Source organism: Hymenobacter sp. H14-R3 (genome assembly GCF_030063445.1).
Lineage (GTDB): Bacteria > Bacteroidota > Bacteroidia > Cytophagales > Hymenobacteraceae > Hymenobacter.
The window spans coordinates 140,713-163,404 of sequence record NZ_JASITD010000010.1 but is presented as its reverse complement, the minus strand read 5'-3'; the positions used below and the strand labels follow the sequence as shown (position 1 = coordinate 163,404).

Sequence of the window (22,692 nt, the reverse complement as noted above, 5' to 3'; positions counted from 1 at the left end):
AAGTCAGCGGGGTTTGTGCATTAAAGGTGCATAGCCGGTAGCTGGGGCGCAACTTCTTGTGGCTCAAGCGTTGGCAACAGGCACCCAGACCGGCTTTTTTGCCCGTCGAAGCGCCGGCCGGCTACAGCTTCACCCCTACCTTAAACTCAATAACGTCGGCCGTGGCGCGGTGCACTTTCAGGTCGATGTCGGCAAAGAGCAGGTCGGTAAACTGATACTTAAGCCCCACGCGCTCGTAGTAGGGCGGGTTGGATTTGTAGGGATTATACAGGTACACCCCCAGGTGCGTAACCAGCGCCAGCCGGCCCAGCAGCAGCTCGTGGCCCACGAAGGCGCTGGCTTTTTTGGTGTCGGGCAGGTGGTCCTGGCTGCGGGCGGTGTCGCGCAGCACGGCCAGCAGCGAACGGTCGCAGAAGCCCTCCGCCCCCACCAGCAGGTTGCTTTTGCGGCTGATGCGCCGCCCCGCGGCCAGCGTAACCGAGCTGACGAGGTAGCGCCGGGTGTCGCCGCCGGTGCGCTGCTTGTAGCCCGCGCTCGTGCTGATGTTGAAGAAGTTATGCCCGATATCGGCAGGCTCCGGGGCCGGGCCGGGCGCTATTGGCACCACGCGCTGCTGGTAGTAGTTGAGGCCCACCTGCAACGTGGGCAGGTTGATGCCGAAGTTGGGTTTGGCCGTGCCGCCGTTGGAGTAATGGTTGAGGGCCAGCCCTAGCAGCAGCCCCAGGTGCTCGCTCAGGGCCACGTCATACTCTAGGCGCAGCTGTAGCGTGGCGTTGAGCGGCGAGCCCACAAACGTGTTTTTGCGGTTAGTGTAGAGGTCGTAGTGCTCGGGGAAGTAGGCCAGCCCGGTACCCAGCCGAAAGCTGAAATCGTGGTGCCCCGTGCGGCTGATGGGCTTGCTCAGGTATACCGACGCCGCGTAGCTGCGGCCCAGAATGGGGTTGTGGTAGTCGTAGTACACCAGCGCCAAGCCCACTTTGGGGTATTTGTACCAGCTGTGCCAGGCGGCAGACCCGGTAGTTTGGCGCTGCACGTTGAGCTCAAACCCCGTAGGATGCGAGGCCACCAGGTGGCTCACCGGGGCCGTGTGGCTGATGATAATACCCCCTTGGGCGTAGGCTCCAAAAATAAATGCGCCCCGCGCTATTTTTTTTTCGAGCGAGTCGGTTGGGGTTTGGGCCTGGGCCCGGGCCGGCAACGCGGCGCTTAGCCAACTCAACAAGGCGGCGCTAAGTAGATAATATTTAGCCCACTGCAACCGAAAGCCCAACGCTAGCACCACGTATCAACTGAAGTAGCTTCAAAGCTACGCGCCGACGCGGCCCGGCCCAAGCGGCTCGCAAAAACCCCCGAATTCTATTCAGATGCTAAACCTCAACCCGCCCTGACTGGTATAAGGGGCATCCTGGCCACCGCCCGTCAATTATTTTATCTCTAGCCGACCAGGGCTTAATTAACTAATTCAGTCATGAAAAAGGTACTTCTTTCTCTCGGTCTGCTCGCTGGCTTCGCCGGTGCGGCCAATGCCCAGAGCGGCGTCGTAAAATATGGTGTTAAGGGTGGCTTCAACCTGAGCTCTTACACGGGCGGTGGGGATATTGGCAAAGACACGGGCTTTAAGCCTGGTTTTACGGCCGGTGTACTTGTAAACTACGGCCTTTCGGACATGACTTCTATTCAGGTTGAAGGACTGTACTCACAAAAGGGCACTTTTATCAGCCAATCTAACTACCCGGCTGGTAGCAACTTAGCTCCTTACAACGGGCAGCAATACCGCTCAACGCTATCCTATATCGACGTACCTGTATTGTTTAAAGTAAATACGGGCGAGGCTGGCAAAGGCCTATTTTTCGAACTCGGTCCGCAGGCCAGCTTTGCACTTCGCGACCGCGAGTTTTTTCGCCCGCAGGGTGAGAAGGCGGGTAGCCCCAAAGAAGTCACTGTTTATAGCAGCCGCGACCGCATGGTGCCCGTGGGCATCGGCTACGTAGGTGGCATTGGTTACCAGATTACGAGCGGCCTGGGCCTAGGCCTGCGCTACACCGGTGACTTCTCCAACGTGTACAAGGACGGTTTTAACACCGGTAACGCTCCCATACAAGGTAGCAACAACTTCCACAACGGCGTATTCCAGTTTCAGGTGCACTACCTGTTTGGTGGCAAAAGCTAAGTAGCAGTTTATTATCTGAAAACGCCAGCTCTCGCAAGAAGGCTGGCGTTTTTGCGTTCATGAGGCTCGTTTGAGGCCGGGCCGTAGCTTTGCCTGCTCAACCATTTCTGTAACTACTGCTACTTTATGAAGAAGACTATTCTATTGCTTACCCTCGGCCTTGGCCTGAGCACGGCGGCCCAGGCGCAGTACCGCGGCCGCGGCGGCAACGTATCGCTGGGTGTTAAGGCAGGCGCTTCGCTCACCAATTTTGTGGGGCCCGATGCCGGAAATAGGTTTGCTAATCGCTTTGGCTTCAACGCGGGCGTGTTTGCCAATATTGGCTTTGCCAAGCTGTTTGCCTTTCAGCCCGAGCTACTCTACTCGCAAAAGGGGGCCAAATACACTAACAACAGTGATGCGGGCATCCGCTTGCACTACGTAGATGTGCCGCTGGCTTTCCACGTCAACACCGACGGTTTTTTCTTCGAGGCTGGCCCGCAGGTAGGGTTCCTGGTGGCCGCAAAAGCGGAAAGTGGCAGCGTATCGGTTGACGTAAAAAACAGCTACAAATCGGTTGATTTTGGCTATCTGGCGGGCTTGGGCTACCAGCTTAAGCATGGCTTGGGCGTAGGCCTGCGCTACAACGGGGCCTTCACCAGCTTCCCAAACTCTTCTACTGTTGGCAACGTCACGGTGCAGCCGCGGCAGCGCAACAGCGCATTTCAGCTCTACGCCACCTATTCGTTCAACTAACTTATTATCAGCATACTACGAATATAACAAGGCCCGCTCTTCATTTAGAAGAGCGGGCCTTGTTTGTGCCACAAACAAGCTTATGCTTTAGTTGGCCGCGGCGTATTCCTTATAAAACTCAGGGATGGTTTCGATGCCTTTGAGGAAATTGAATACCCCGAAGCTTTCGTTGGGCGAGTGGATGGCGTCGCTATCGAGCCCGAAGCCGAGCAGTACCGAATCGAGGCCCAGCTCGGTTTTGAACATGGCCACGATGGGGATGGAGCCGCCGCCGCGGGTAGGCACCGGCTTCTTGCCGAAGGTAGTTTCGAGCGCCCTGGCCGCGGCGCGGTAGGCGGCCGAGTCGGTGGGCGTTACCACGGGCTCGCCGCCGTGGTGGGGCGTCACCTTCACGGTGATGCCGGCGGGCGCAATGCTGGCGAAGTGCGCCTGAAAGAGGGCGGTAATCTCGGCGCTGGTTTGGTGGGGTACCAAGCGCATGGATATTTTGGCGTAGGCCTTGCTGGCAATTACCGTTTTGGCACCCTCGCCGGTGTAACCGCCCCAAATGCCGTTGACATCGAGCGTAGGCCGGATGCTGGTGCGCTCGGGTGTGGTATAGCCGGCCTCGCCCACGGCGGCAGACAGGCCAATGCTCTGCTCAAACTCGGTTTCGGAGAACGGGGCCTGGGCCATTTCGGCGCGCTCATCGGCGCGCAGTTCATCCACGTTGTCGTAAAATGCGGGGATGGTGATGCGGCGATTTTCGTCGTGCAGGCTGCTAATCATGTCGCAGAGCGCGTTGATGGGGTTCATCACCGCGCCGCCGTAGAGGCCGGAATGCAGGTCGCGGTTGGGGCCGGTTACTTCCACTTCGTGGTAGGTGAGGCCGCGCAGGCCCACCTCGATGCTAGGCACGTCGTTGGCCAAAATTCCGGTGTCGGAAATGAGAATTACGTCGGCTTGCAGCTTCGCCTTATTTTCCTGCACGAAGATGCCCAGGTTGTTGGAGCCTACTTCTTCCTCGCCTTCAAACATGAATTTCAGGTTGCAGGGGGCACCCTTACCGCCGTCGCGCAGCATCATTTCGAGGGCCTTCACGTGCATGTACACCTGGCCTTTGTCGTCGCAGGCCCCACGGGCGTATATTTTTTCGTCCTTGATGACGGGCTCGAAGGGCGGCGAGGTCCACAGCTCGTAGGGGTCGGCGGGCTGCACGTCGTAGTGGCCATACACGAGCACGGTGGGCCGGTCGGCACCCACAAAATACTCGCCGTACACGATGGGGTTACCGGCGGTGGGGCACAGCTCCACGTTTTGAGCACCAGCTTCTTCCAGCTTTATTTTCAGGAAATCGGCGGCCTTGAGCACGTCGCCGTGAAACTTGGGGTCGGCCGATACCGAGGGGATGCGGAGCCAGTCGAGTAGTTCTTCGAGAAAGCGATTTTGATGCTGAGTAAGGTAAGCGGGCGCGGGCATAGGGTGGAATTGAATAAATGGAAGGACAAAAGTAGGCTGCTGAAAATTGGGGCTTACCGCAGGCCCACTGGGCGTTTTGCGGGCCTTAGCAGTAGTGCGCTCTTTAGCTGCCACTTACACGCAACCAGCACAGCATAGTTCGCGCGGCCAAGGCCGCCACCACCCCGAAAGAATGGCCGCCGCCCAGCGCCGAAAACCCTGGCATAGGGAGCAGGCCTTGTCTTGGCCGGGTGCCCGCAGCGGCTGCCGGCGTTTAGGCCGGCGCCACCGGCGCATACTCGGCGCGCAGCAGGCGGTACTGCCAGAGGTCGTGGTAGTGGCCGTCGCGCTTGGTGTGCTGCACCAGCTCGCCCTCCTTCACCATGCCATTTTTGAGCATAACCCGGCCCGAGGCAGGGTTGTCGACTAGGTGGGTGGCAACTATTTTATGCAGCCCCAGCGTACCAAAGCCGAAGCCCAGCAGGGCAGCCAGCGCCTCGCTGGCCAGGCCTTGGCCCCAGTACGCCTGCCCCAGCCAGTAGCCCGCCTCGGCGCGGTCGAAGCGCGCCTGGAGCGTGAGGCCGATGCCACCCACCAGCTTGCCGGTGGCCCGTAGCTCAATGGCAAAGGCATAGCCGACCCGCTGCTGGTAGTTTTCCTGAGTTAACTGCACCCAGCGCCGGGCATCTTCCTCGTGGTAGGGATGCGGAATATTGAGCGTGTTTTTGGCTACTTCGTAGTTGCCAGCCAGCTCTACCAAGTGCGGCACATCGGCCGGGGTGAAGGCGCGCAACACAAGGCGTGGGGTTTCGAACTGGGGAAAAGAAACGCTCATTTAGAATACACTTATTTTTTCAATTATTTGGCTAACAGCTATTTAAGATAATATAAGCTACCGCTTACCCCACAGCGGCACGCGGCTCTCGGTGCCGGCCCGCAGGCGGCCAATGTTGGCGCGGTGGGTGTAGATGAGCATGGCCGCCAGCAGAAAGCCGAACCAGATTTGCAACGAATTGACGGGCCGAAACGCGGGCAGCAGCTGCAAGAAGGCAAACACCACGCCGGCGCTCATGCTGCTCAGCGACACGTAGCGCGTGGTGCCCAGCACCACCAGAAACACCAGTAGGGCCACACCCACGGTGGCCGGCGCAATGGCCAGCATCATACCCAGGATGGTGGCCACGCCCTTGCCACCCCGAAACTGGGCCAGCACCGGGTAAATGTGGCCCACCACCGCCAGCACGCCGCACGCCAGCCGGAAATAGAATAGGTTTTCGGGGGTAATAACGCCCTGGCTGAGCAGAAAATTGGGCAGAAACCAGGCAGCCGCGAAGCCCTTAAAGGCATCGACCAGCAGCACAAAGGTGCCGGCTTTTTTGCCTAACACCCGAAAAGTGTTGGTGGCGCCCGCGTTGCCAGAGCCGTGCTCCCGAATATCAGCAAGGTTAAAAAAGGCGCGCCCCACCCACAAAGCCGTAGGAATGGAACCGAGCAAATAAGCGGCAAGCAGCGCCAGAATAATAACGAACATGGGGCAAAAGTAAGATGCCCCGGAGGTAGGCTCCGGGGCATCTGGATTAGGAGTCGCCGAAGGGGTCGTCTTCGGTATTTTTCTTCTTCTTTTTCCTGGCCTTTTTATCCGGCTCAGCCCCCGGCTCGGCGTTGGGGTCGGGCTCGGCGGGGGCCGCCTTTGCTGGCTTGGCGGGCTCCGCAGCCGGCGGGGCTACGGGCTCGGGCGCCGGCGTTGCTACTGGCTCCGGGGCCGGGGTGGGCGCCGGCGTTGCTACTGGCTCCGGGGCCGAGGCTGGGGGCGGCGTCGGCACGGGGGCAGCAACCGGCTTGGGCGCCGGCTTGGGGGTGGCCGGGGCGGCGGGCTTGGGGGCCACGGCCGGGGTTATCACGCCATCGCCAAAGGGGTCGTTGTCCTTGCCCTTTTTCTTCTTCTTGACGGGTTCGGGGGCGGGCTCCATCACGCCATCGCCAAAGGGGTCGTTGTCCTTGCCCTTTTTCTTCTTGGTGGGCGCGGGCGCGGGCTCGCTGAGGGCGTTGGGGTCGGCCGCCGGGTCGTCGGTGGCTTCTTCGTTGGGCTTGCGCTTCTTATTTTTCTTGGCTTCGGCGGCGGCGGCGGCGGCTTCTTCCTCAGCGGCTTTCTCTTGGGCCAGCTTTTCTTCAATGGCGGCGTTGGCTTTGCGGCGGGCCGTAGCCTCCTTGTCCGACTCGTTGAGGTAGGTGCGGCGGAAGCGCGTGCGGAAGGCTTCTACCTCGTCAAATTCGCCAACGAAGACCCCATATTCCGTCGCGGAGTTATAATCGTACTTCGCCTTCGAGCTGATGGCGTAGTTATACTTTTCGTCGAGCGATTGCGTCACGAGCACGTTCTTTTCGTAGCGCAGGTAGTAAAACACGCCGGGCGAGGGCTCCAAGTAGAGCTCTACGTAGTCCTGGCCATCTACGCGCTTCACTTCGAGCAAGCCGTCCATGAGGGCGTTGAAGGGCTGCTTGCCCACGCCGCCCAGCCCCAGGCGGCCCACCGAGTACCAGGCGCGCTCCTTGGCGTTCCAGCGCAGGTCGGCCCGGTTAATAACCAGTGTGTGCAGCAGCTTGGGCGAGAGCTTCTGGAGAGCGTCGGGGGCGGCGCCCATCTTGTGGTCGGCAAAGTTGCGGGCCGCCTGGTTGCCGCCCAGCTGGGCCACGTTGTAGATATCATCGGGCGCATTGCCAATGGCTTCGCCCGCATACTTGGTGAGCTTGGTCATGCTCGCGGCCATGGCCTCCACTGCTTTGGGGGGCATCACGATATCAAAGCCCAGCAGCGCATGCATGCGGTAGGCAGCCGAGTCGGGGTGGGCCGTGCCAACGGCGGCCCCGGCAATGGTGAAGTTCTTCTCGGTGGTCAGCAGCCTGAGCGGGCCGCGCCAGCTGAGGTTGTTGGTGGCCTCGGCAAAGCTGAGGGTAGCGCCCTCGTACTGGTTGGGGTCGGCAAAATCGGCGCGGCTGAGCGAGTACACCCCGTTTTTGGTATCGTAGCGCAGGGTGCCATCTACCTGAAAGATAGGATGGTCGGAGGTGGCGGCCAATGACCCAAAGTAGAGCGGGTACAGCCCGGGCGCTTCGTCGCTGCCCATTATGCCGGCCGTGAGGGGCGCGCTATCCTCCCCCTTCACGTCTTCGAGCTTAATAGCAATATTCTTGGGGTTCACGGTGTCGCGCATAGCTACCCACTCCGCGGAGGCGGCATTCTTGCTGATGGCCAGCTTTATCTCGCCCTCAAAAGCCAGGCCCCGTCGCTGCGAGTTCAGCGTTACCTCGCCGCGGTAGGCAATGCGCGGGGCCAGGTTGAACTTGTCGGTAGCCTGCACCGTGGCGGCCCCCGTTAGCGTAACGCCGCCGTGAGTAGGCACCACGCTCTGGGTGGGCTGGCTGCCAAACAGCCCGCGCTTTTTGGCGACCATACCGGCGGCCAGGGGCTTGAAGGCCGACGAGTCGGGCCGAAAATCGCTGAACGTCAGCGCTACCGAATCGCCGTTGGCGTACTTAAACGTGTACTTGGCCTGGCCCACAAACTCGACCCGCGACTTGATGGTGAGGTTGCCAAGGTAGAGCTCGTGAAACTTTGCCACGGAGTCCATCAGCACCCGGGCGCGCTTCATTGGCTGAAACTTGCCACCCGGCAGCACGGCCACCTTGCCCGAATCGGGCAGCACCCACGAGTCGGCAATGGCGATGTAGGGCACGCCCTTCGCCTGCAGCTTGTACTTGGCTAGGTCGTAGGAGGCAGCAGCAGCCCGGAACTTGAGGCCGTGCTGCTCGGGCAGCTTCGACACGAAGGATGACTGGGCCGAGTCGGCCCCGGTGGCGCGCAGCAGCACCTGCTTCTTCTTAAAGTCCCAGCGCCCACTACTGAGCGAGGTTTGAAAATCGGTGTAAGGCAGGTCGATGGGGGCCTTGCTGCCTTCTTCACGGGTAAACTCAGCGTAGCTGCGCTTGAGGTCGTAGGTGAGCTTTACGTCGTCGGCAATGAGGGCGGGCTTGCCCGCCTGCGACGACTTGAGGCTCAGCAAGGCCTTATCGGCCGAGTACACGTCGTTCTTAAACACCAGGCTTTCGGAGCGCACGTAGCTCTGCGGGCCATCGAGGCGGCCGGCCCCGCCCACCACCTGGGGCGTGAGCAGCAGCGAGCCCTTAAAGGTATGGTCGGCATAGAGCTTGGCCGAGGCCCCGCCCGGGGGCGTGCGCAGGTGCAGCGAGTCGGTGCGGGCGCGCCAGTTGATGAGGTAGCCGGGCGGCAGCACCACCTTGGGCGTGTTGGGGCCCGCCGCAATGCCCCCGGTTTTGCCCTCGCCGGTGAGCGAGTCGCTGTACATCACAAAGCGGTCGCTTTGCATGGTAGCGCCCAGGTAGGTTACGGTGCCGTTCGACTGCAAGCCGTCCTTGTTCAGGCGCACTTTGGCCCCGGCCGACAGCCGGCCCTTGCCCCCGTACATGGGGTAGCCCCCGGCCGGCACGGTGTGCACAAAGCCCATCGAGCCATCGGGCTGCGTAGTAAGCGCCGTTTTGATGGGCGGCAGCGCCGGGCTGTGAAACACACCCACAAAGTTGCCGCGCGACCGGCCCGTGCCCATTGAGTCGAAGCTGAAGGGCGGCACGTCGAAGTAGGTGGTGGTGTCGTACACCCCGCCCAGCACGTCGGGCTTGTTGAAGTACACGTAGGCCCCCGACGTGGAGTTGAACGATGGGTACTTGGCTATTTTCTTGCGGCCCGAGCGGTTGGCGGGGTCGTTGAGGTAGAGCCGGCCGCTCTGGTACTTGCCCTTGTTGGTGAGCACAAAGTCGGTGGGCGGCGCTTCGTCGGCGGCAATATTTTTGCTGGTCGCCCTCTTGCGCTTAGTGCGAATGGTGAGCGAGTCGATGCGGGGCATATCAATATAATACCCGTCATAATCAAACTCATAGTCGTGGCCCTTAAAGCCATAGACGGAGGACTTGATGCGGCCCCCAAACTTCATGGTGCGGTTGCGCTCCAGCCGAATCAGGTTGCTATCAGGCTGCACCGACACGGCCGCCGAGTCGTCGGAAAAGCTGAATTCCTTCACGCCCCGCACCAACAACTGGTTGCTGGTGAGGTTGAGGGTGGCGCTACGCCCCGAGCCGCTCAGCGACTTGATGTTGATGTGGTCGAAGTCCTTTTTGTCGCGGGCCGCGCCCACGTAGTGGCGGGCCTTGCGCAGCAGCACCACTTCGTTGGTTTGCGGCCTGATGTCCACGTAGCCGTCGCGGGCCAGCCCGCTGATGGCCGAGCGCAGGTTGTCCTCGTTGGTTTTAGTAGCCACCGCCACGTCGTGCACGTTGAGCACGCTGCCGTGGCCGTGGGTGATGCTGTAGCCCAGCAGCATTTGCAGCGGGTGCAGGTGGTTGATGCTCTTGAGCTGCTGGTAGCGGGTGTTGGAAAAGAAATCCTGGCTCTCAAAATCGGCCGAAACCTGGGTGGGCGTCGTGATAATGGCAAATTCTATCTTGGGCTCGCGCAGGTTCCAGGTCAGCATCTGCGCCCGAATGTCCATCTGATGGTAAGAGTCAGAGTACGGCGCATTGCGGTACATGCCTTTGTCGTACAGCAGCTTAAGCTCCTCCTTGGTCTTCAGGTACTTCAGCTCCACGCCGGGGTGCGTGATGGAGTCGCCGGTGCTGCCATACAGCGCCACCGCCGCCCCGGTAGCCATGATAACCGAGTCGCCGAGCGCAAATTTGCGCGAAGCCGACCGGAAGCGCAGCTTATCATTCTGGCTCACAGTAAGATGCGAAAACGAGCCATCGAGCGCCGCCGACAGCACCGTGCTACCCGCCAGCGACAACCCGCCCACGTACTTGATGCCCGGCCCCAAGTCTTTGATTTTCACATCATTAGTCAGCGAGATAAAGCGCGGGTAGCTGCTCTCGGTAGCGCCCGCCTTGCGGCGCACGCTCTTGTAGCTGAGCGCGCCCTTCACCGGCGCTTCGAGTAGGAAGGGATAGGTAAGCGTCACGGGCTGGGCCGTGAACTCGGGCTTGCTCAGGTCGAAGTCGAAGCCCGCCAGGTCGGCCGTTACGGGGTTGCCTTTAATGGTCCAGGCCACCTGCCCGCCGGTGCCCACAAAGTGGCTGCTGCCCGGCGCGGCCACCCCGCTAACCTTGTGAATCACAATGGAATCGCCGGCGGTGCGCACCACCAGGTTGGCATCCTTCAGCTCGATTACCGGGCCGCTCACCGCGGGCGGGTAATATGCATCGTAGGCCGCGCTGGGCGAGGGCACGAAGGGCTGGCTGGCCTGGTCGAAGTCGGCCGCGCTGGGCGTGGGCTGGGCAGCTACGGGCTTTGCCGCCGCTTTGGCCGGGGCCTTGGCAATGGCTTTGACCGGCGCTTTTTTCTTGGGGGCGGGGCTGCCCCAGCCATCATTGGCTGCGGGCGCACCCCAGCCATCGTTGGCTACCTTTTTCTTAGGCGTGCTGCCAATGGGCGGGCCCCAGCCGTCGTTGCTGCTGCTGGCCTTGCTGCCGCCGCTCCACATATCGGCGGTGTCCCAGCCGTCGCTGGCGCGCTTTTTCTTAGCTACGGGTTTGGGTTTTAGCTTGGGCTTAGCGGTGGCAACGGCCGGCTTGGGGGCCGGCAGGGCGGCGGGCTTGGGCGCGGCCGGAGCTTCAAACGTAGCGTTGGGGTCGGGTGCGGCGGCTCCTTTGTAAGCAAATGATAAGCTGCCGCCCGCAACCCGCAGCGCGTTAAAGCCCGAGCGGTAGAGGTAGCCGCCATTCAGCACGCGAGCCGTAGAAAGCAGGTACTTTTCGGTGTCGGCCAGCGGATCCTTGTCCACCGACTGGCCTAGGGCGTCGAGGTACTGGTCTACCTGCCCATCGCTAAGGCTAGCCTTGGTTTTACCGCTCACCAGCGCGCTGTAAAAAGCCGTGAGGTGCGGCAGCGGCCGCATCTTTTTATCCAGTATCTTCTGCGACAGCGCGGCAATGGCCGTTTGCTGGCTGGTTGTGAGCTGGTTACTGCTCCAGAGCTGGCGCAGCTGCTCGCCCAGCGCCTGCGCGCCCGCGTTGCCGCTGGCCAGCATCATCGTGCGCACGTCCATAATAAACTGGGCCGGGTCGGGCGAGAGGTGGCCCGTGTAGCGCTGCACGCTCACTTGGCCGGGGCGCGCTTCGCCCGCCACGCGCCCGGCGGGTGGCGGCGTGGGCGAGGCGGCTGGCTTAACCGCCGGGGCCGCGGTGGGCTTGGTAGTCTGGGCCCCGGCGGGCAGCAATGGGAGGGTAATGCAGAAAAAGGCGGCGAGCAGGCGCTTCATAAGGTCGGGCAAGGGCCGCGGGGCGGCAGGTAGTCTCCGGGCAAGGCCGGGCAGCTTACAGTTTTATGAAAATAGCCGACACCCAGCTCCGCAGCGTGCGGTGGCGCTCGTAGCGCAGCCCGTGCTTGGTGGCTTCGGCCGTTATCTTGGCGAGGTCTTCCTCGTAAAACCCACTGAATAAAATTGGTTTCCCGGTGGGCAGCAGGCGGGCATACTCGTGCATGTCTTCCAGCAGCACGTTGCGGTTGATGTTGGCCAGAATGAGGTCGAAGGGTGCTTCCTCGGCCAGCGTCTCCACGCCACCCAGGCGGCACTCGATGGTGCGGCAGTGGTTTTCGGCGGCGTTGTCAGCGGCGTTTTCTACCGTCCAGGGCTCCACATCCACAGCCAGCACCTGGCGCGCGCCCAGCTTCTCGGCCATAATGGCCAGGATGCCCGTGCCGCAGCCCATGTCCAGCACGCGCTTGCCCTGATGGTCGATATCGAGCTGATTCTCAATCATCAAGGCCGTAGTCTCGTGGTGGCCCGTGCCAAACGACATGCGCGGCATTATCTCGATATCGTACGCCACGCCCTCGGGCTTGGGGTGAAACGGAGCCCGCACCGACACCTTTTCGGCAATGATGAGGGGCTGAAAATTCTTCTCCCACTCGGCGTTCCAGTTCTGGCGCGTAATCACGCGGTCCGAAAACGCCAGCTCGCCAATGCCCTCGTAGCGGCTCATGATTTCGGCCACCGCGTCGCGGTCAAATACTTCTTCCGTAGTGTAGGCGCAAAAGCCGGCGTCGTTATCCTCAAACGTGTCGAAGCCCACCTCCCCCAACTCAGCCACCAATATATCGGCCAGGTCGCGGGGGGCCTGCACGGTCAACTCAATAAAATCCATTTTGGTAAACGTTGTAAAAAGGTAATTATGTCACAAAGTTCGCTGCAAAAGCCCTTGCGCACCGCGCCTTTTTTTGGTTCTTTAGCGTGGTAAAATGAAAGAAGCCGCTGACAGGCTGCCAGCGGCTTCTTCGGTTGGGTGGCCCCGCGGGCTACTGCTTGCAGCCCGCATACGAGCGCACTTTGGTGTAGTGAATGGCGAAGTCGGCCCGGCTGCGGTCGGTGGTGACGAACAGCGTATAATCGGCAAACTCGCGGCTTTCGCTGGGACACCACAAGCCCGCCTTATCGGCAAAAAGCTTGTTGGCTTCGTTGAAAACCACTACATCGGCAAAAGCCTGCTCGGGCTCCACGTACACCACGGCGAAGCACGAGTTGGCCCGCCGCGGGTCATTTTCGAGGTAAATGGAGCCAAAAATTTTGCAGGGCTCCACCGAGCCAGCCGGCGCTACCATCCGGCTGGGGCTGGGCGGCGCAAAAAAAAGCAGAAAAGAGAGGAGAAAAGACAGCACGGGCTAGGTTGCGAAAAGAAGTAAGACGAAGGTTTGGTGGCAGTTGCTACCCACTAGGGCAATAATTCGGCCTAAAATGCAAACGTCTCTCCGCGCAGTGCCACCCGGCTAAAAAGACTTTACAATCTCCACAAAATCGCGCGATTTCAACGAAGCACCGCCAATCAGGCCGCCGTCAACGTCGGCCTGGCTGAAGAGCTCGCGGGCGTTCTGAGCGTTGCACGAGCCGCCGTATAGGATAGTAGTGTTGGCCGCCGCCTGGGCGTCGTAGGCCACCGCCACCCGCTCCCGAATGAAGGCGTGCACCTCCTGCGCCTGCTGGCTGCTGGCCGTGCGCCCCGTGCCAATGGCCCAAATGGGCTCGTAGGCAATCACCACTTGGTCAAACTCCTCATTGCTGAGGTGGAACAAGCCGTCTTTCAGCTGCTTACCAATGAAGTCGAAGGTTTCGTCGGCCTCGCGGGTTTCCAAGCTTTCGCCCACGCAGAAAATCGGCTTGAGGCCGGCGGCCAGCACCGTTTTCAGCTTGGCAGCCAGCAGGGCATCATCTTCGTGAAAATGCTGGCGGCGCTCCGAGTGACCCAGGATAACGTATTTGCAACCAACCGATTGCAGCTGCTTGGCCGATACCTCACCGGTGTAGGCCCCGCTTTCTTTCTGGTGGCAGTTTTGCGCACCCAGCGCGGGGTTGCCCGAGTCGCCCAGCAGGTGGCCCACGCCCGCCAGCAGCGGAAACGGCGGGCAGATAACCACCTGGGGCGCGGGGCCGGTGAGTTCGTCGTGCATCATCTGCACGATTTCAGAGGTCAGGGCCTGCGCTTCGGGCAGGGTGAGGTTCATTTTCCAGTTGCCGGCAACAAAATTCTGGCGCATGCGGAGGAGGCTAAAAGGGCGACGTATACCCACCATTGGGCACCGGCAAAAGTAAGGAGCCCAGTAGCTGCCCCTCCCCTGTTGCCAGCTCGCGGCCCGCAGCCCCGGCGCTAGGCCGCGCCCAGCTGCCATTGGCGCCGCCGCCAGCCGGCCAGCGCCGCGCCCAGCAGCAGCACCACGGCCGCGCCCAGCGCCGCAGTAGCCAGGCCGGGCGTAGGGGCTTGCTGGGCCTGCCAGGTGCCCACCAGTCCCCAGGCAATGGGCAGCGGCAGCAGCGCATCGCGGCTGCGCACGGCCAGCGCCACGCCCAGCCCGGCCGCTACCGCCACCAGGGCGTAGCTGCCCGCTAGGCTGGCCGGCGCCGACCACTCCACGCCAAACCCATCGCGCAGGCCAAAAATGACGTTAAGCACCGCCGCCAGCGTTATCCAGCCCAGGTACAGGCTCAGGAACCACACTGGCCAGCCAGGGGCCCGGCCGGCCAGCACCACGCCCCGCGCCCGGCCGTAGGCCTGGGCCAGCAGCAGCAAAATCAGCAGCATCACCGTGAGGCTGGCGCTGATGAGGCCGTAGCTGAACACGAGCGTCCAGGCGGTAGTAGCCAGCACGCCCCACGTCAGCAATGGGTTGATTTGCAGCGCCAAAGGTGAATTACGCTGCCCCGGCAGCAGCTGCCAAACCGTATATACTACCAGCCCCGTAAAAATGACGCCCCAAATGCTGAACGCGTACCCGGCCGGCGTGAGCAGCGTGGGGTGCAGCGCCGACATGGCCCCGTTGCTGAGCGCCCCGGCGGGCGGGCTAGCATTGTATAAGTAATTGACGTAGAGGCAGCCCGCCACCGCCACCGGCAGCAGCCAGCGCCACAGGCCGCCGCGCGTTTCTTCAGAAGCATTCATGCTGTGCAAATACGGAAGAAACGCAAAGAGCGCCGGCCTCCAGCAAAACCGAAAGCCGACGCTCTTTACCTAATTATTTGTCAATCAAACGGTTACACAAACAAGCCTTCTACCGATAGGTAGCGCTCGCCGGTGTCGTAGCAGAAGGTCAGGATTTTGGCACCCTGGGGCACGTCGGCCAGCTTTTTGGCCACGGCCGCCAGCGAAGCGCCCGACGAAATGCCGCACAAAATGCCTTCCTCGCGGGCCGCGCGGCGCGTCATTTCAAACGCCTCGTCGCGGCTCACCTGAATCGTGCCGTCGAGCAAGTCGGTGTGCAGGTTTTCGGGAATGAAGCCCGCGCCGATACCCTGCAACGGGTGCGGCCCCGGCGCACCACCGCTGATAACCGGCGACAGCTCGGGCTCCACGGCGAAGGTTTTCATGTGGGGGAAGTGCGGCTTGAGCGCCTCCGTTACGCCCGTGATGTGGCCGCCGGTGCCCACGCCCGTGATGTGAAAATCGAAGCCGCCCTCGGGCGCATCGGCCAGTATCTCCTTGGCCGTGGTGTCGATATGCACCTGGATATTAGCGGGATTGTTGAATTGCATGGGCATCCAAGCGCCGGGCGTGCTGTCTACCAGCTCCTGGGCTTTGGCAATGGCGGCCTTCATGCCGCCCTCGCGGGGCGTCAGCTCCAGGTTGGCCCCGTAGGCCGTCATCAGGCGGCGGCGCTCAATGCTCATGCTCTCGGGCATCACCAGCGTGATTTTGTAGCCTTTCACGGCCGCCACCAGCGCCAGGCCCACGCCGGTGTTGCCCGAGGTGGGCTCCACAATGGTGCTGCCTTTGGTCAGAATCCCGTCTTTTTCGGCCTGCTCAATCATGCTGAGCGCAATGCGGTCCTTGATGGAGCCGCCGGGATTTTGGCGCTCCAGCTTCACCCACACCTCCACGTCGGGACGCTCGGCGGCAAATAGCTTGTTGAGTTTAACCAGCGGCGTGTTGCCGATAACGTCGAGGATGGAATTAGCTTTCATTTTTCAGAATGAGTAGGTGGGTAAATGAGCAGGTGAGTAAATGAACAACGTGCTTCAGGTGAGGACTTTACTCATTTGCTCACCTACTCATTTACCCTTTTAAATAGAAAACATCAGCTCGCCGGCCGGGTCGTCTTGCCGGGCCATGTGCAGCTGCGCCCGGTGGTACACCCGCGAGTGCGAGGGTACGCTTTCGGTCAGCCACACGTTGCCGCCGATGATGCTGCGGGTGCCGATTACCGTGCTGCCCCCCAGGATGGTGGCGTTGGCATAAATCACTACGTGGTCCTCAATGGTGGGGTGGCGCTTGAGGCCCTGCAAGGTCTTGGTCACGCTGAGCGCGCCCAGCGTAACGCCCTGGTAAATCTGCACGTAGGCCCCGATTTCGGCCGTTTCACCAATGACGATGCCCGTACCGTGGTCAATGCAGAAGGAGGCTCCGATGCGGGCCCCGGGGTGAATGTCGATGCCCGTGCGCTGGTGGGCGTACTCGCTCAGCAGGCGCGGCAGGCGCGGCACGCCGCGCTGGTGCAGGGCGTGGGCCAGCCGGTGCAGCGCCGTGGCGTAAAATCCTGGGTATGTGCTTAGTATCTCGGCCACATTTTGGGCGGCCGGGTCGGCGGCCAGCGTGGCTTCGGCATCGTGCAGCAGTGCATCGCGCAGGGCGGGCAGGCCGTCGAACAAGCTGGCGGCCAGGCTATTGGGCGCATCGGCCAGGTTGGGCACCTGGCTTAATAGTTCGCCAAGGTCGGCTTGCAGCTGGTAGAGGGTGGCGGCTACGGCATCGGTGCCCGCCAGCGGCCGGGCGGCCCGCTCCGGAAAAAGCACCGCCAATACCTGCTCGGCTAGCGCGCAAAAAGCGGCACCGGGCAAGGGGCTGGGCACGGCCGCGTGCGCCCGTGCCAATTGCTCCGCAAACGTTTCGAGGACGGCAGTGGACACGGCAGAATCATGAAAAAGGGACTTAAAAGCCCACTCGGCAAGGCCGTTTGCGGGGCAGAACTTCTTTAACTAGGCGGCCGGCCCGAAGGTTTTAGCCCGCCCTCGGCACAACCGCCGGGCCAGTCGGGCCGTTAGTAGGAGTGGGTGGCCGCGTGGGTTAAACGCCACTGCTATCCACTAATTTTTCTTCTCTTGCCCGAAGCATTGCTCCGTGCTCATCTCCCTTTTCCCATGTCCATTTCCAACGTCAACGCTACCTCTACCACGTCCAGCGCCGATGGCGCCAAGCACCTCGCCGCCGGCCAGCACGTTTCGCTCCGCCTCTGGGAAAACGAGGAGCCCGGCGAGCCCAAGCCCCTCAGCAGCAAGCCCTACGAAACCGTAGGCTACGTACTAAAAGGCCGCGCCGAGCTACACCTAGAAGGCAAGGTAACGGCCCTGGAGCCCGGCGTTTCGTACCTCGTGCCCCAGGGTGCCTCGCACACCTACAAAATCCTGGAAACTTTCTCGGCCATCGAGGCCACCTCGCCCCCACAGCTGGGCTAGCGATAAGTGAGTAGTTGAGTAAATTTTTGAGGCACGGCCTTACTTTACTCATTTACTCACTTAGTATCATCCCGGCACTGCGCGGGTGAAGAAATCAACGGCCCGGCGCTCGGAATAATACGAGCCTGCCGGGCCGTTTTCGTTGAAGCCCACGTGGCCGCCTTCGGCCGGCGTTTCGAGGTAGAAGAACGGGCTGGCTTCGGCGGCCGCACGCGGAAAGCAGGTAGCGGTTAAGAAGGGGTCGTTCAGCGCATTAACCAACAGCGTGGGGATACTTATGCCCGCCAGATAGCGGCCCGATGCGGCCTGCTCGTAGTAGTCGTCGGCCGAGGCAAAGCCGTGCAGCGGGGCCGTGTAGTGCGCATCAAACTCAGGAAAACTGCGTAGCGCGTCGAGCTGCGTAAGGTCGAGCTGGCCGGGCAGGTGGGCGGCTTTCTCGCGCATTTTGGCGCGCAGTGAGCTCATAAAGCGCCGCAAATACACCCGGTTTTGCCAGCGGCTGATTTGCACCGAGCTGGCCTTAAGGTCGGTGGGCACCGAGAAAACCGCTGCCCGGCGCACCTGGGCCGGCACCCGCGCCGCGTTCTCGCCCAGGTATTTTAGCGTCACGTTGCCCCCGGCCGAGAAGCCCGTCAGAAACAGTGCGGGGTAGTTTTTAACGTGGGCGGCATAGTCGATTACCGCCGCCAAGTCGTCGGTGTCGCCGAGGTGGTAGGCGCGTAGCAGGCGGTTGGTTTCGCCACCGCAGCCCCGGTAGTTCCAGGCCAGCGCATCGAAGCCGGCCTGGTTGAGGGCCCGCGCCATGCCGCGCACGTAGGGCCGGCTGCTGTCGCCCTCCAGCCCGTGCGAGATAACTACCAATCTATTAGACGGTTGTGCGCCAGCCAGCGACCAGTCCAGGTCCACGAAGTCGCCGTCGGGCAGCTCCAGGCGCTCGCGCTGGTAGCGCACTTCTGGCACCCGCCGCAGCACACTGGCCGCAATGGTTTGTAGGTGGCCGTTGGCCAGCAGCGCCGTGGGGCGGTAGGTAGAAGTGGGGAGCAAAGGCATAGGGAAACGGAAACTGGTGGCAGACCGAAAGCGGCCAGCCGCAGCCACAACCACCGCGCCAACTTGCCGCGCTGGCAGTGGCCCACCCAACGCAACATCCTCCCCAAACCGACTACCAGCCTTAAAACCAGGCGTAAGCACGCCAGCTACCAAACTTTATTGCTAATGCCTTGGGATTTGTTGGTTTTACTTCTTACCTTTGCCCTCCCAAACGCGAAAACCGCAGCCGCCTGGCTGTTCCTTATAGAATTCTCTTTTTTGTCATGGCAAACCACAAGTCGGCTATTAAGCGCATCCGCAGCAACGAAGCGAAGCGCGTACTAAACCGTTACCAGCACAAGTCTACCCGCACCGCTATTAAGAAGCTGCGCGACACCACCGATAAATCGGCCGCTCAGGAGCTACTGAAGAAGGTAACATCGATGTTGGACCGCTTGGCTAAGAAGAACATCATCCACAAAAACAAAGCTGCCAACAACAAGAGCAAGCTGACAAAACTCGTTAACGCGCTTTAGCGCGAGACGAGTCTAGCGGGGCCGAACTCTGCCGCCCCACCGTTCGGTCCCGCGCTCATCACCAAAAAGCCCTGCCCCACCCGGCAGGGCTTTTTGCGTTGCTGCCTGGTTGGTCGCTATACTTGCGGGCTTTTCAGTGACCCCCTATTTTCTTAATATTCAGGCCTATGCAAAGTCTCTGCTTTCTACTGCTACTCGTTCTCGGGCTGGCCGCGCAACGGGCGTACGCGCAAGCGGCGCTATGGCGGCCTTTTCGGCCCGGCGTGGTATACCAGTTTGTTCAAGCGAGGGGTGTGGCTACTGGTACGCACGTGCATACGCTACGGGTTGATTCGGCCTACGCCACGGCGGGCAGCGACTCGGTTTACACCTTCAACCGCTTGCTACGCCCCGCAGGTGCTTCTACATTCCCCTTGTTTAAAAGCCGCAACAACCTGCTGAGGGCGCGCTTACGCTGGCGTTGCGGCACCAGCGACCACTACCTGGAAGCCAAAGCTGAGCCAGCGCTGGGTGGCCCGGCCACCCCCGTAGCGTTGCTACTGAGGCCCCGCACCCCCGTGGGCAGCGCTTGAGCTGCCAGCGTGCAGCCGGCGCTCACGGCTACCCTCAGCAGCCGCACCCTCAGTACCCTCACCCCTACGCCCGATTCGGTAGCCACCATTTCTCTCAGCAACGGGTAGGTGCTGCTGCTAAGCCGCCGCTATGGGCTGCTGCAAGGGCCCCAGTGGCTGGAGTTGCCGGCCAGCGGCGGCACGCTGCCCCCGGCGTGGCAGCAGTACGGCAGCGCCCCCCAGGTCGGGCTGAGCTCCTAAGACCCGCGGGTGATTTTTGCCTGGGGGTGGGTGATGAGGTAGGATACCAGCTAACCGCGCCGCTGCTGGCCACACTGCCCTGCGAGTCGGGCTACCGGCTGCGGCGCATCGGAACCCGGCAGCTCACCGCCGACAGCTTGCTTCTCACCTACAAAGAGCAGGACCAGGTAACCACAACAGCCGCACCCGGCTGCTTTAGCACACCGGGCACGGTAATGAGTACTATCCGGCAGGACCGCTGGGCCTTTTCGCTGCGCACGGGTGCCTCGCCCCAGTGGATTATGGGGCTGCTGGCGGGCGAGTACCGGGCGGTGCCCGGCAAGGCATCAGCGCTTTTCATGGGCAGAGGCTACGACTTGCAAAAGGGTTCCGGCCTGTGCCTGAACGACTTGAAGCCGTTTACTTTCAGCCAGGTTTACGGCGCATCCAGGCAGTATTTACCAGGGATTGATTACCTGGCAGTTAACCAAACTTTCTCGGCGCTGCTGGGTGTCGGCCCTACTTATTTTACTGATTATTACGCTAATTACCTGGCTTACTACTGCCGGGGCGCTACTAGCTGCGGCCAGCCGCTTTATTTCGCCGGCCTGTTGCCCAGCCGCGCGGCCAAGGCCGCGGCCGCCGCTACCCTGGCTCCTAACCCCGCTGCCGAGGCGGCTACGCTTACCCTGGCTACTCCCTGCCCGGCGCCACGCTGGCCCTCACCGATGCGACGGGCCGCCGCGTGTGGAGCCAGCCGGTAGCAGCTGGCCAAACGACCCTGGCCGTACCCCTGGCCAGCCAGGCCGCCGGCCTGTATCTGGTGCAGCTAGCAACCCCTGGCGCCCTTTCCCTGACGTGGAAGCTGGTCAAGCAGCGTAATTAACGTGCTCACGCTTTGAAGGTTAATAATTTATACTAAAATAGATAAAATACTGATTAACAAAACGTAACGATTCTGATAAATAACAAAAATGGCCGCTCTGATGAGCGGCCATTTTAGCGTTTATAAAATCCGGGCGATGTGCCTTCATTCGGGTAAATCTATGGCTTAGGCCACGCTCACTTTGACCATGTTGGCCCGGCCGCGCTCACTGATGGGCATGGTGCCCGTCGTGATGAACACGTTGCCCTCTTTGAGGTTGCCGGTGGTGGTGAGGATGTTCTTAATATCCGCAATGGTGCTGTCGGTGCTATTGAAGCGGTCGTAGTAGAAGCAGCGCACACCCCACACCAGGCTCAGCACCGTGAGCAGCGGCCGGTTGTCGGTGAAGATGAAGATGTCGGCCTTGGGGCGGTATTTGGCCAGCTGGAAGGCCGTGTAGCCCTTACCCGTCATGCCGGTGATAACGCGGGCCGTGGTATTCTTAGCCAAGTGGCACGAAGCCGACAGAATACTGTCTTCCACAAACGTGGAGGCGGCCGCATCAACGGGCCACCACTTGTAGAACAGCTTGGGGCTGCGGCTTTCCACGCTCAGAATGGTACCTACCATCGAGCGGATAACCTCGGCGGGGTAGGCACCCACGGCGGTTTCGGCCGAAAGCATCACGGCATCGGCCCCGTCGATAACGGCGTTGGCTACGTCGCTGGTTTCGGCGCGGGTGGGGCGCGGCGCGGTTATCATGCTCTCCATCATCTGGGTAGCAACGATAACGGGCTTGCCGGCCTTGTTGCACTTCTCGATAATCATTTTCTGGGCCATCGGCACCTCCTCCATCTTCACCTCCACGCCGAGGTCGCCGCGAGCTACCATTACGGCATCGGTGAGGGCAATGATTTCGTCGATGTTGCGCAGGCCATCGGGCGTCTCAATCTTGGCGATTACGCGGGTAGTTTTGCCCGCCTCAGCAATCAGGCGCTTGATGAAGCGAATATCGTCGGCCTTGCGGGCAAAGCTCAGCGCCACCCAGTCCACGTCGTGCTCCAGGCCAAATTTCAGGTCCTCGATGTCCTTCTCCGTCATGCTGGGGGCCGAAACCTCCGAGTCGGGCAGGTTAATGCCCTTGCGGGGCTTCACGGTGCCGCCGTACACCACTTCCACGTCCACTTCGTGGTCGCGGTCGGTGGCCAGCACTTTCAGCTCGATTTTGCCATCGTCAATCAGAATCTGGTCGCCGGGCTTCACGTCGCGGGCCAGGCCCATATAAATGGTGCTCAGGCGCGTGGCGGTGCTGATTTCCTTCTCGCCGCACACCAGCTTGATTTTATCGCCGCGCTTGATTTCGACGCTGCCGCCTTCTACCTCACCCAGCCGGATTTTCGGCCCCTGCAAGTCTTGCAGCAAGCCCACGTTGGTGCGCATGTCCTTGTTGAGGCGGCGCACCGTGTTGATAACGGACAGATGCTCTTCATGCGTGCCGTGCGAAAAATTGAGGCGAAACACATCCACGCCCTCGCGAATGAGCATCCCGAGCAGGTCGTAGGTGTTGGAGGCGGGGCCCACGGTGGCCACGATTTTGGTCTTGTTGAAGGAGAGAACGGAGGGTTCCATGGAGAGACTAGCGAAGCAGCGTGGTTAAAAAATCAGGTTTTCCTTGTATTTCAGTTCATTGGGGTCAAACTCACTGGCATACTGCACGATAGGTAGGGCCGTAAGGCGGTCGAGCAGCTCGGTGCCGGCCCACTCGTCGGCCCCGCCCTGCACTTGCAGCAGGTAATCATACTCGCGAATATCGGGGGCCAAAAACGGTTTAGCCAGCGCAGAAGGTAGCGCCGCCCGGTTGCGCAGCAGGCGCAAGGTAAGCACCTCGGTAGCGTAGAGGTAGTAGCTAAACGCCAGCGCGCCCTGCTGCACCAGATTCAGCACAAAATCGGGCTGGCGCACGAGGCGCAGGCGCAAGCCCCGGTTGAGGCTCCAGGCCAGGGTGTAGTCGCGGGTGCTGGAAACCAGCCCAAACAGGGCAAAGTCGCAGTCGTACTCGGCCTCTAGAGTTAGGGTTTTCATGTGGTAGGGGCGAACTGCAAAGCTACACCTTGCAAAGGGGCCGGTGGAA

The 22,692-nt window shown here is 61.2% G+C and carries 22 protein-coding genes; 8 read left to right on the top strand and 14 right to left on the bottom strand.

Annotation, left to right across the window (positions count from 1 at the left end):
* Nucleotides 1-121 precede the first annotated feature (121 nt).
* Entirely contained in the window at nucleotides 122-1,222 is a 1,101-nt protein-coding gene (locus QMK33_RS11435; RefSeq protein ID WP_283564717.1) for an acyloxyacyl hydrolase, read from the bottom strand.
* A 246-nt stretch (nucleotides 1,223-1,468) separates the two neighbouring features.
* On the opposite strand from QMK33_RS11435, the gene QMK33_RS11430 reads away from it, so the two are divergent.
* Together QMK33_RS11430 and QMK33_RS11425 are read left to right on the top strand one after the other, a co-directional pair.
* On the top strand, nucleotides 1,469-2,170 hold the full coding sequence (locus QMK33_RS11430; protein WP_283564716.1) for a porin family protein: 702 nt from the start codon (nucleotides 1,469-1,471) through the stop codon (nucleotides 2,168-2,170).
* Nucleotides 2,171-2,296: 126 nt separating this feature from the next.
* Nucleotides 2,297-2,905, top strand: a complete 609-nt coding sequence (locus tag QMK33_RS11425; protein ID WP_283564715.1) for a porin family protein — start codon at nucleotides 2,297-2,299, stop codon at nucleotides 2,903-2,905.
* A gap of 87 nt (nucleotides 2,906-2,992) precedes the next feature.
* Here QMK33_RS11425 and QMK33_RS11420 read toward each other — a convergent pair whose 3' ends face one another.
* From QMK33_RS11420 to QMK33_RS11375, 10 genes are all read right to left on the bottom strand, one after another.
* Entirely contained in the window at nucleotides 2,993-4,363 is a 1,371-nt protein-coding gene (locus QMK33_RS11420) for a dipeptidase (protein ID WP_283564714.1), read from the bottom strand.
* A 253-nt stretch (nucleotides 4,364-4,616) separates the two neighbouring features.
* Entirely contained in the window at nucleotides 4,617-5,177 is a 561-nt protein-coding gene (locus QMK33_RS11415) for a GNAT family N-acetyltransferase (protein ID WP_283564713.1), read from the bottom strand.
* Between the two features lie 57 nt (nucleotides 5,178-5,234).
* Nucleotides 5,235-5,873, bottom strand: coding sequence for a glycerol-3-phosphate 1-O-acyltransferase PlsY (gene plsY / locus QMK33_RS11410; RefSeq protein WP_283564712.1), 639 nt, complete (start codon nucleotides 5,871-5,873; stop codon nucleotides 5,235-5,237).
* A gap of 46 nt (nucleotides 5,874-5,919) precedes the next feature.
* The gene (locus tag QMK33_RS11405) at nucleotides 5,920-11,664 is read right to left on the bottom strand and encodes a hypothetical protein (protein ID WP_283564711.1); all 5,745 of its coding nucleotides are present in this window, start codon (nucleotides 11,662-11,664) and stop codon (nucleotides 5,920-5,922) included.
* Between the two features lie 55 nt (nucleotides 11,665-11,719).
* Complete coding sequence (prmA, locus tag QMK33_RS11400; protein ID WP_283564710.1) at nucleotides 11,720-12,550, bottom strand: 50S ribosomal protein L11 methyltransferase; 831 nt, start codon at nucleotides 12,548-12,550, stop codon at nucleotides 11,720-11,722.
* Nucleotides 12,551-12,701: 151 nt separating this feature from the next.
* Nucleotides 12,702-13,061, bottom strand: coding sequence for a 7(1) septoil knot domain-containing protein (locus QMK33_RS11395; RefSeq protein ID WP_283564709.1), 360 nt, complete (start codon nucleotides 13,059-13,061; stop codon nucleotides 12,702-12,704).
* A gap of 108 nt (nucleotides 13,062-13,169) precedes the next feature.
* Nucleotides 13,170-13,934, bottom strand: coding sequence for a triose-phosphate isomerase (gene tpiA / locus QMK33_RS11390; protein ID WP_283564708.1), 765 nt, complete (start codon nucleotides 13,932-13,934; stop codon nucleotides 13,170-13,172).
* Between the two features lie 110 nt (nucleotides 13,935-14,044).
* A complete protein-coding gene (locus tag QMK33_RS11385) occupies nucleotides 14,045-14,833 on the bottom strand; it encodes a TspO-related membrane protein (RefSeq protein ID WP_283564707.1) in 789 nt (262 codons plus the stop codon).
* Between the two features lie 92 nt (nucleotides 14,834-14,925).
* Nucleotides 14,926-15,852 (bottom strand): cysteine synthase A, encoded by a 927-nt coding sequence (gene cysK / locus QMK33_RS11380; protein ID WP_283564706.1) that lies wholly within the window; start codon nucleotides 15,850-15,852, stop codon nucleotides 14,926-14,928.
* Nucleotides 15,853-15,951: 99 nt separating this feature from the next.
* Complete coding sequence (locus tag QMK33_RS11375) at nucleotides 15,952-16,794, bottom strand: serine O-acetyltransferase (RefSeq protein ID WP_283564705.1); 843 nt, start codon at nucleotides 16,792-16,794, stop codon at nucleotides 15,952-15,954.
* 231 nt (nucleotides 16,795-17,025) lie between these two features.
* Here QMK33_RS11375 and QMK33_RS11370 point away from each other — a divergent pair, with 231 nt between their 5' ends.
* Nucleotides 17,026-17,340, top strand: coding sequence for a cupin domain-containing protein (locus tag QMK33_RS11370; protein ID WP_283564704.1), 315 nt, complete (start codon nucleotides 17,026-17,028; stop codon nucleotides 17,338-17,340).
* 66 nt (nucleotides 17,341-17,406) lie between these two features.
* Here the strand turns inward: QMK33_RS11370 and QMK33_RS11365 are convergent, their stop codons facing one another.
* Nucleotides 17,407-18,390, bottom strand: a complete 984-nt coding sequence (locus QMK33_RS11365) for a YheT family hydrolase (RefSeq protein ID WP_283564703.1) — start codon at nucleotides 18,388-18,390, stop codon at nucleotides 17,407-17,409.
* Between the two features lie 263 nt (nucleotides 18,391-18,653).
* Between QMK33_RS11365 and rpsT the strand changes: the two genes are divergently transcribed.
* From rpsT to QMK33_RS23590, 5 genes are all read left to right on the top strand, one after another.
* Nucleotides 18,654-18,905 (top strand): 30S ribosomal protein S20, encoded by a 252-nt coding sequence (rpsT, locus tag QMK33_RS11360; RefSeq protein ID WP_157567491.1) that lies wholly within the window; start codon nucleotides 18,654-18,656, stop codon nucleotides 18,903-18,905.
* Nucleotides 18,906-19,072: 167 nt separating this feature from the next.
* Nucleotides 19,073-19,477, top strand: a complete 405-nt coding sequence (locus QMK33_RS11355; RefSeq protein ID WP_283564702.1) for a hypothetical protein — start codon at nucleotides 19,073-19,075, stop codon at nucleotides 19,475-19,477.
* A 108-nt stretch (nucleotides 19,478-19,585) separates the two neighbouring features.
* The gene (locus QMK33_RS11350; RefSeq protein WP_283564701.1) at nucleotides 19,586-19,717 is read left to right on the top strand and encodes a hypothetical protein; all 132 of its coding nucleotides are present in this window, start codon (nucleotides 19,586-19,588) and stop codon (nucleotides 19,715-19,717) included.
* A gap of 26 nt (nucleotides 19,718-19,743) precedes the next feature.
* The gene (locus QMK33_RS11345; protein ID WP_283564700.1) at nucleotides 19,744-20,460 is read left to right on the top strand and encodes a hypothetical protein; all 717 of its coding nucleotides are present in this window, start codon (nucleotides 19,744-19,746) and stop codon (nucleotides 20,458-20,460) included.
* The gene (locus tag QMK33_RS23590; protein ID WP_502867059.1) at nucleotides 20,442-20,582 is read left to right on the top strand and encodes a hypothetical protein; all 141 of its coding nucleotides are present in this window, start codon (nucleotides 20,442-20,444) and stop codon (nucleotides 20,580-20,582) included. The genes QMK33_RS11345 and QMK33_RS23590 overlap by 19 nt, the downstream gene beginning before the upstream one ends.
* 165 nt (nucleotides 20,583-20,747) lie before the next feature.
* On the opposite strand, the gene pyk is transcribed toward QMK33_RS23590, so the two are convergent.
* Entirely contained in the window at nucleotides 20,748-22,190 is a 1,443-nt protein-coding gene (gene pyk / locus QMK33_RS11340) for a pyruvate kinase (protein ID WP_283564699.1), read from the bottom strand.
* A gap of 24 nt (nucleotides 22,191-22,214) precedes the next feature.
* Nucleotides 22,215-22,643 (bottom strand): IPExxxVDY family protein, encoded by a 429-nt coding sequence (locus QMK33_RS11335; RefSeq protein WP_283564698.1) that lies wholly within the window; start codon nucleotides 22,641-22,643, stop codon nucleotides 22,215-22,217.
* Nucleotides 22,644-22,692 lie beyond the last annotated feature (49 nt).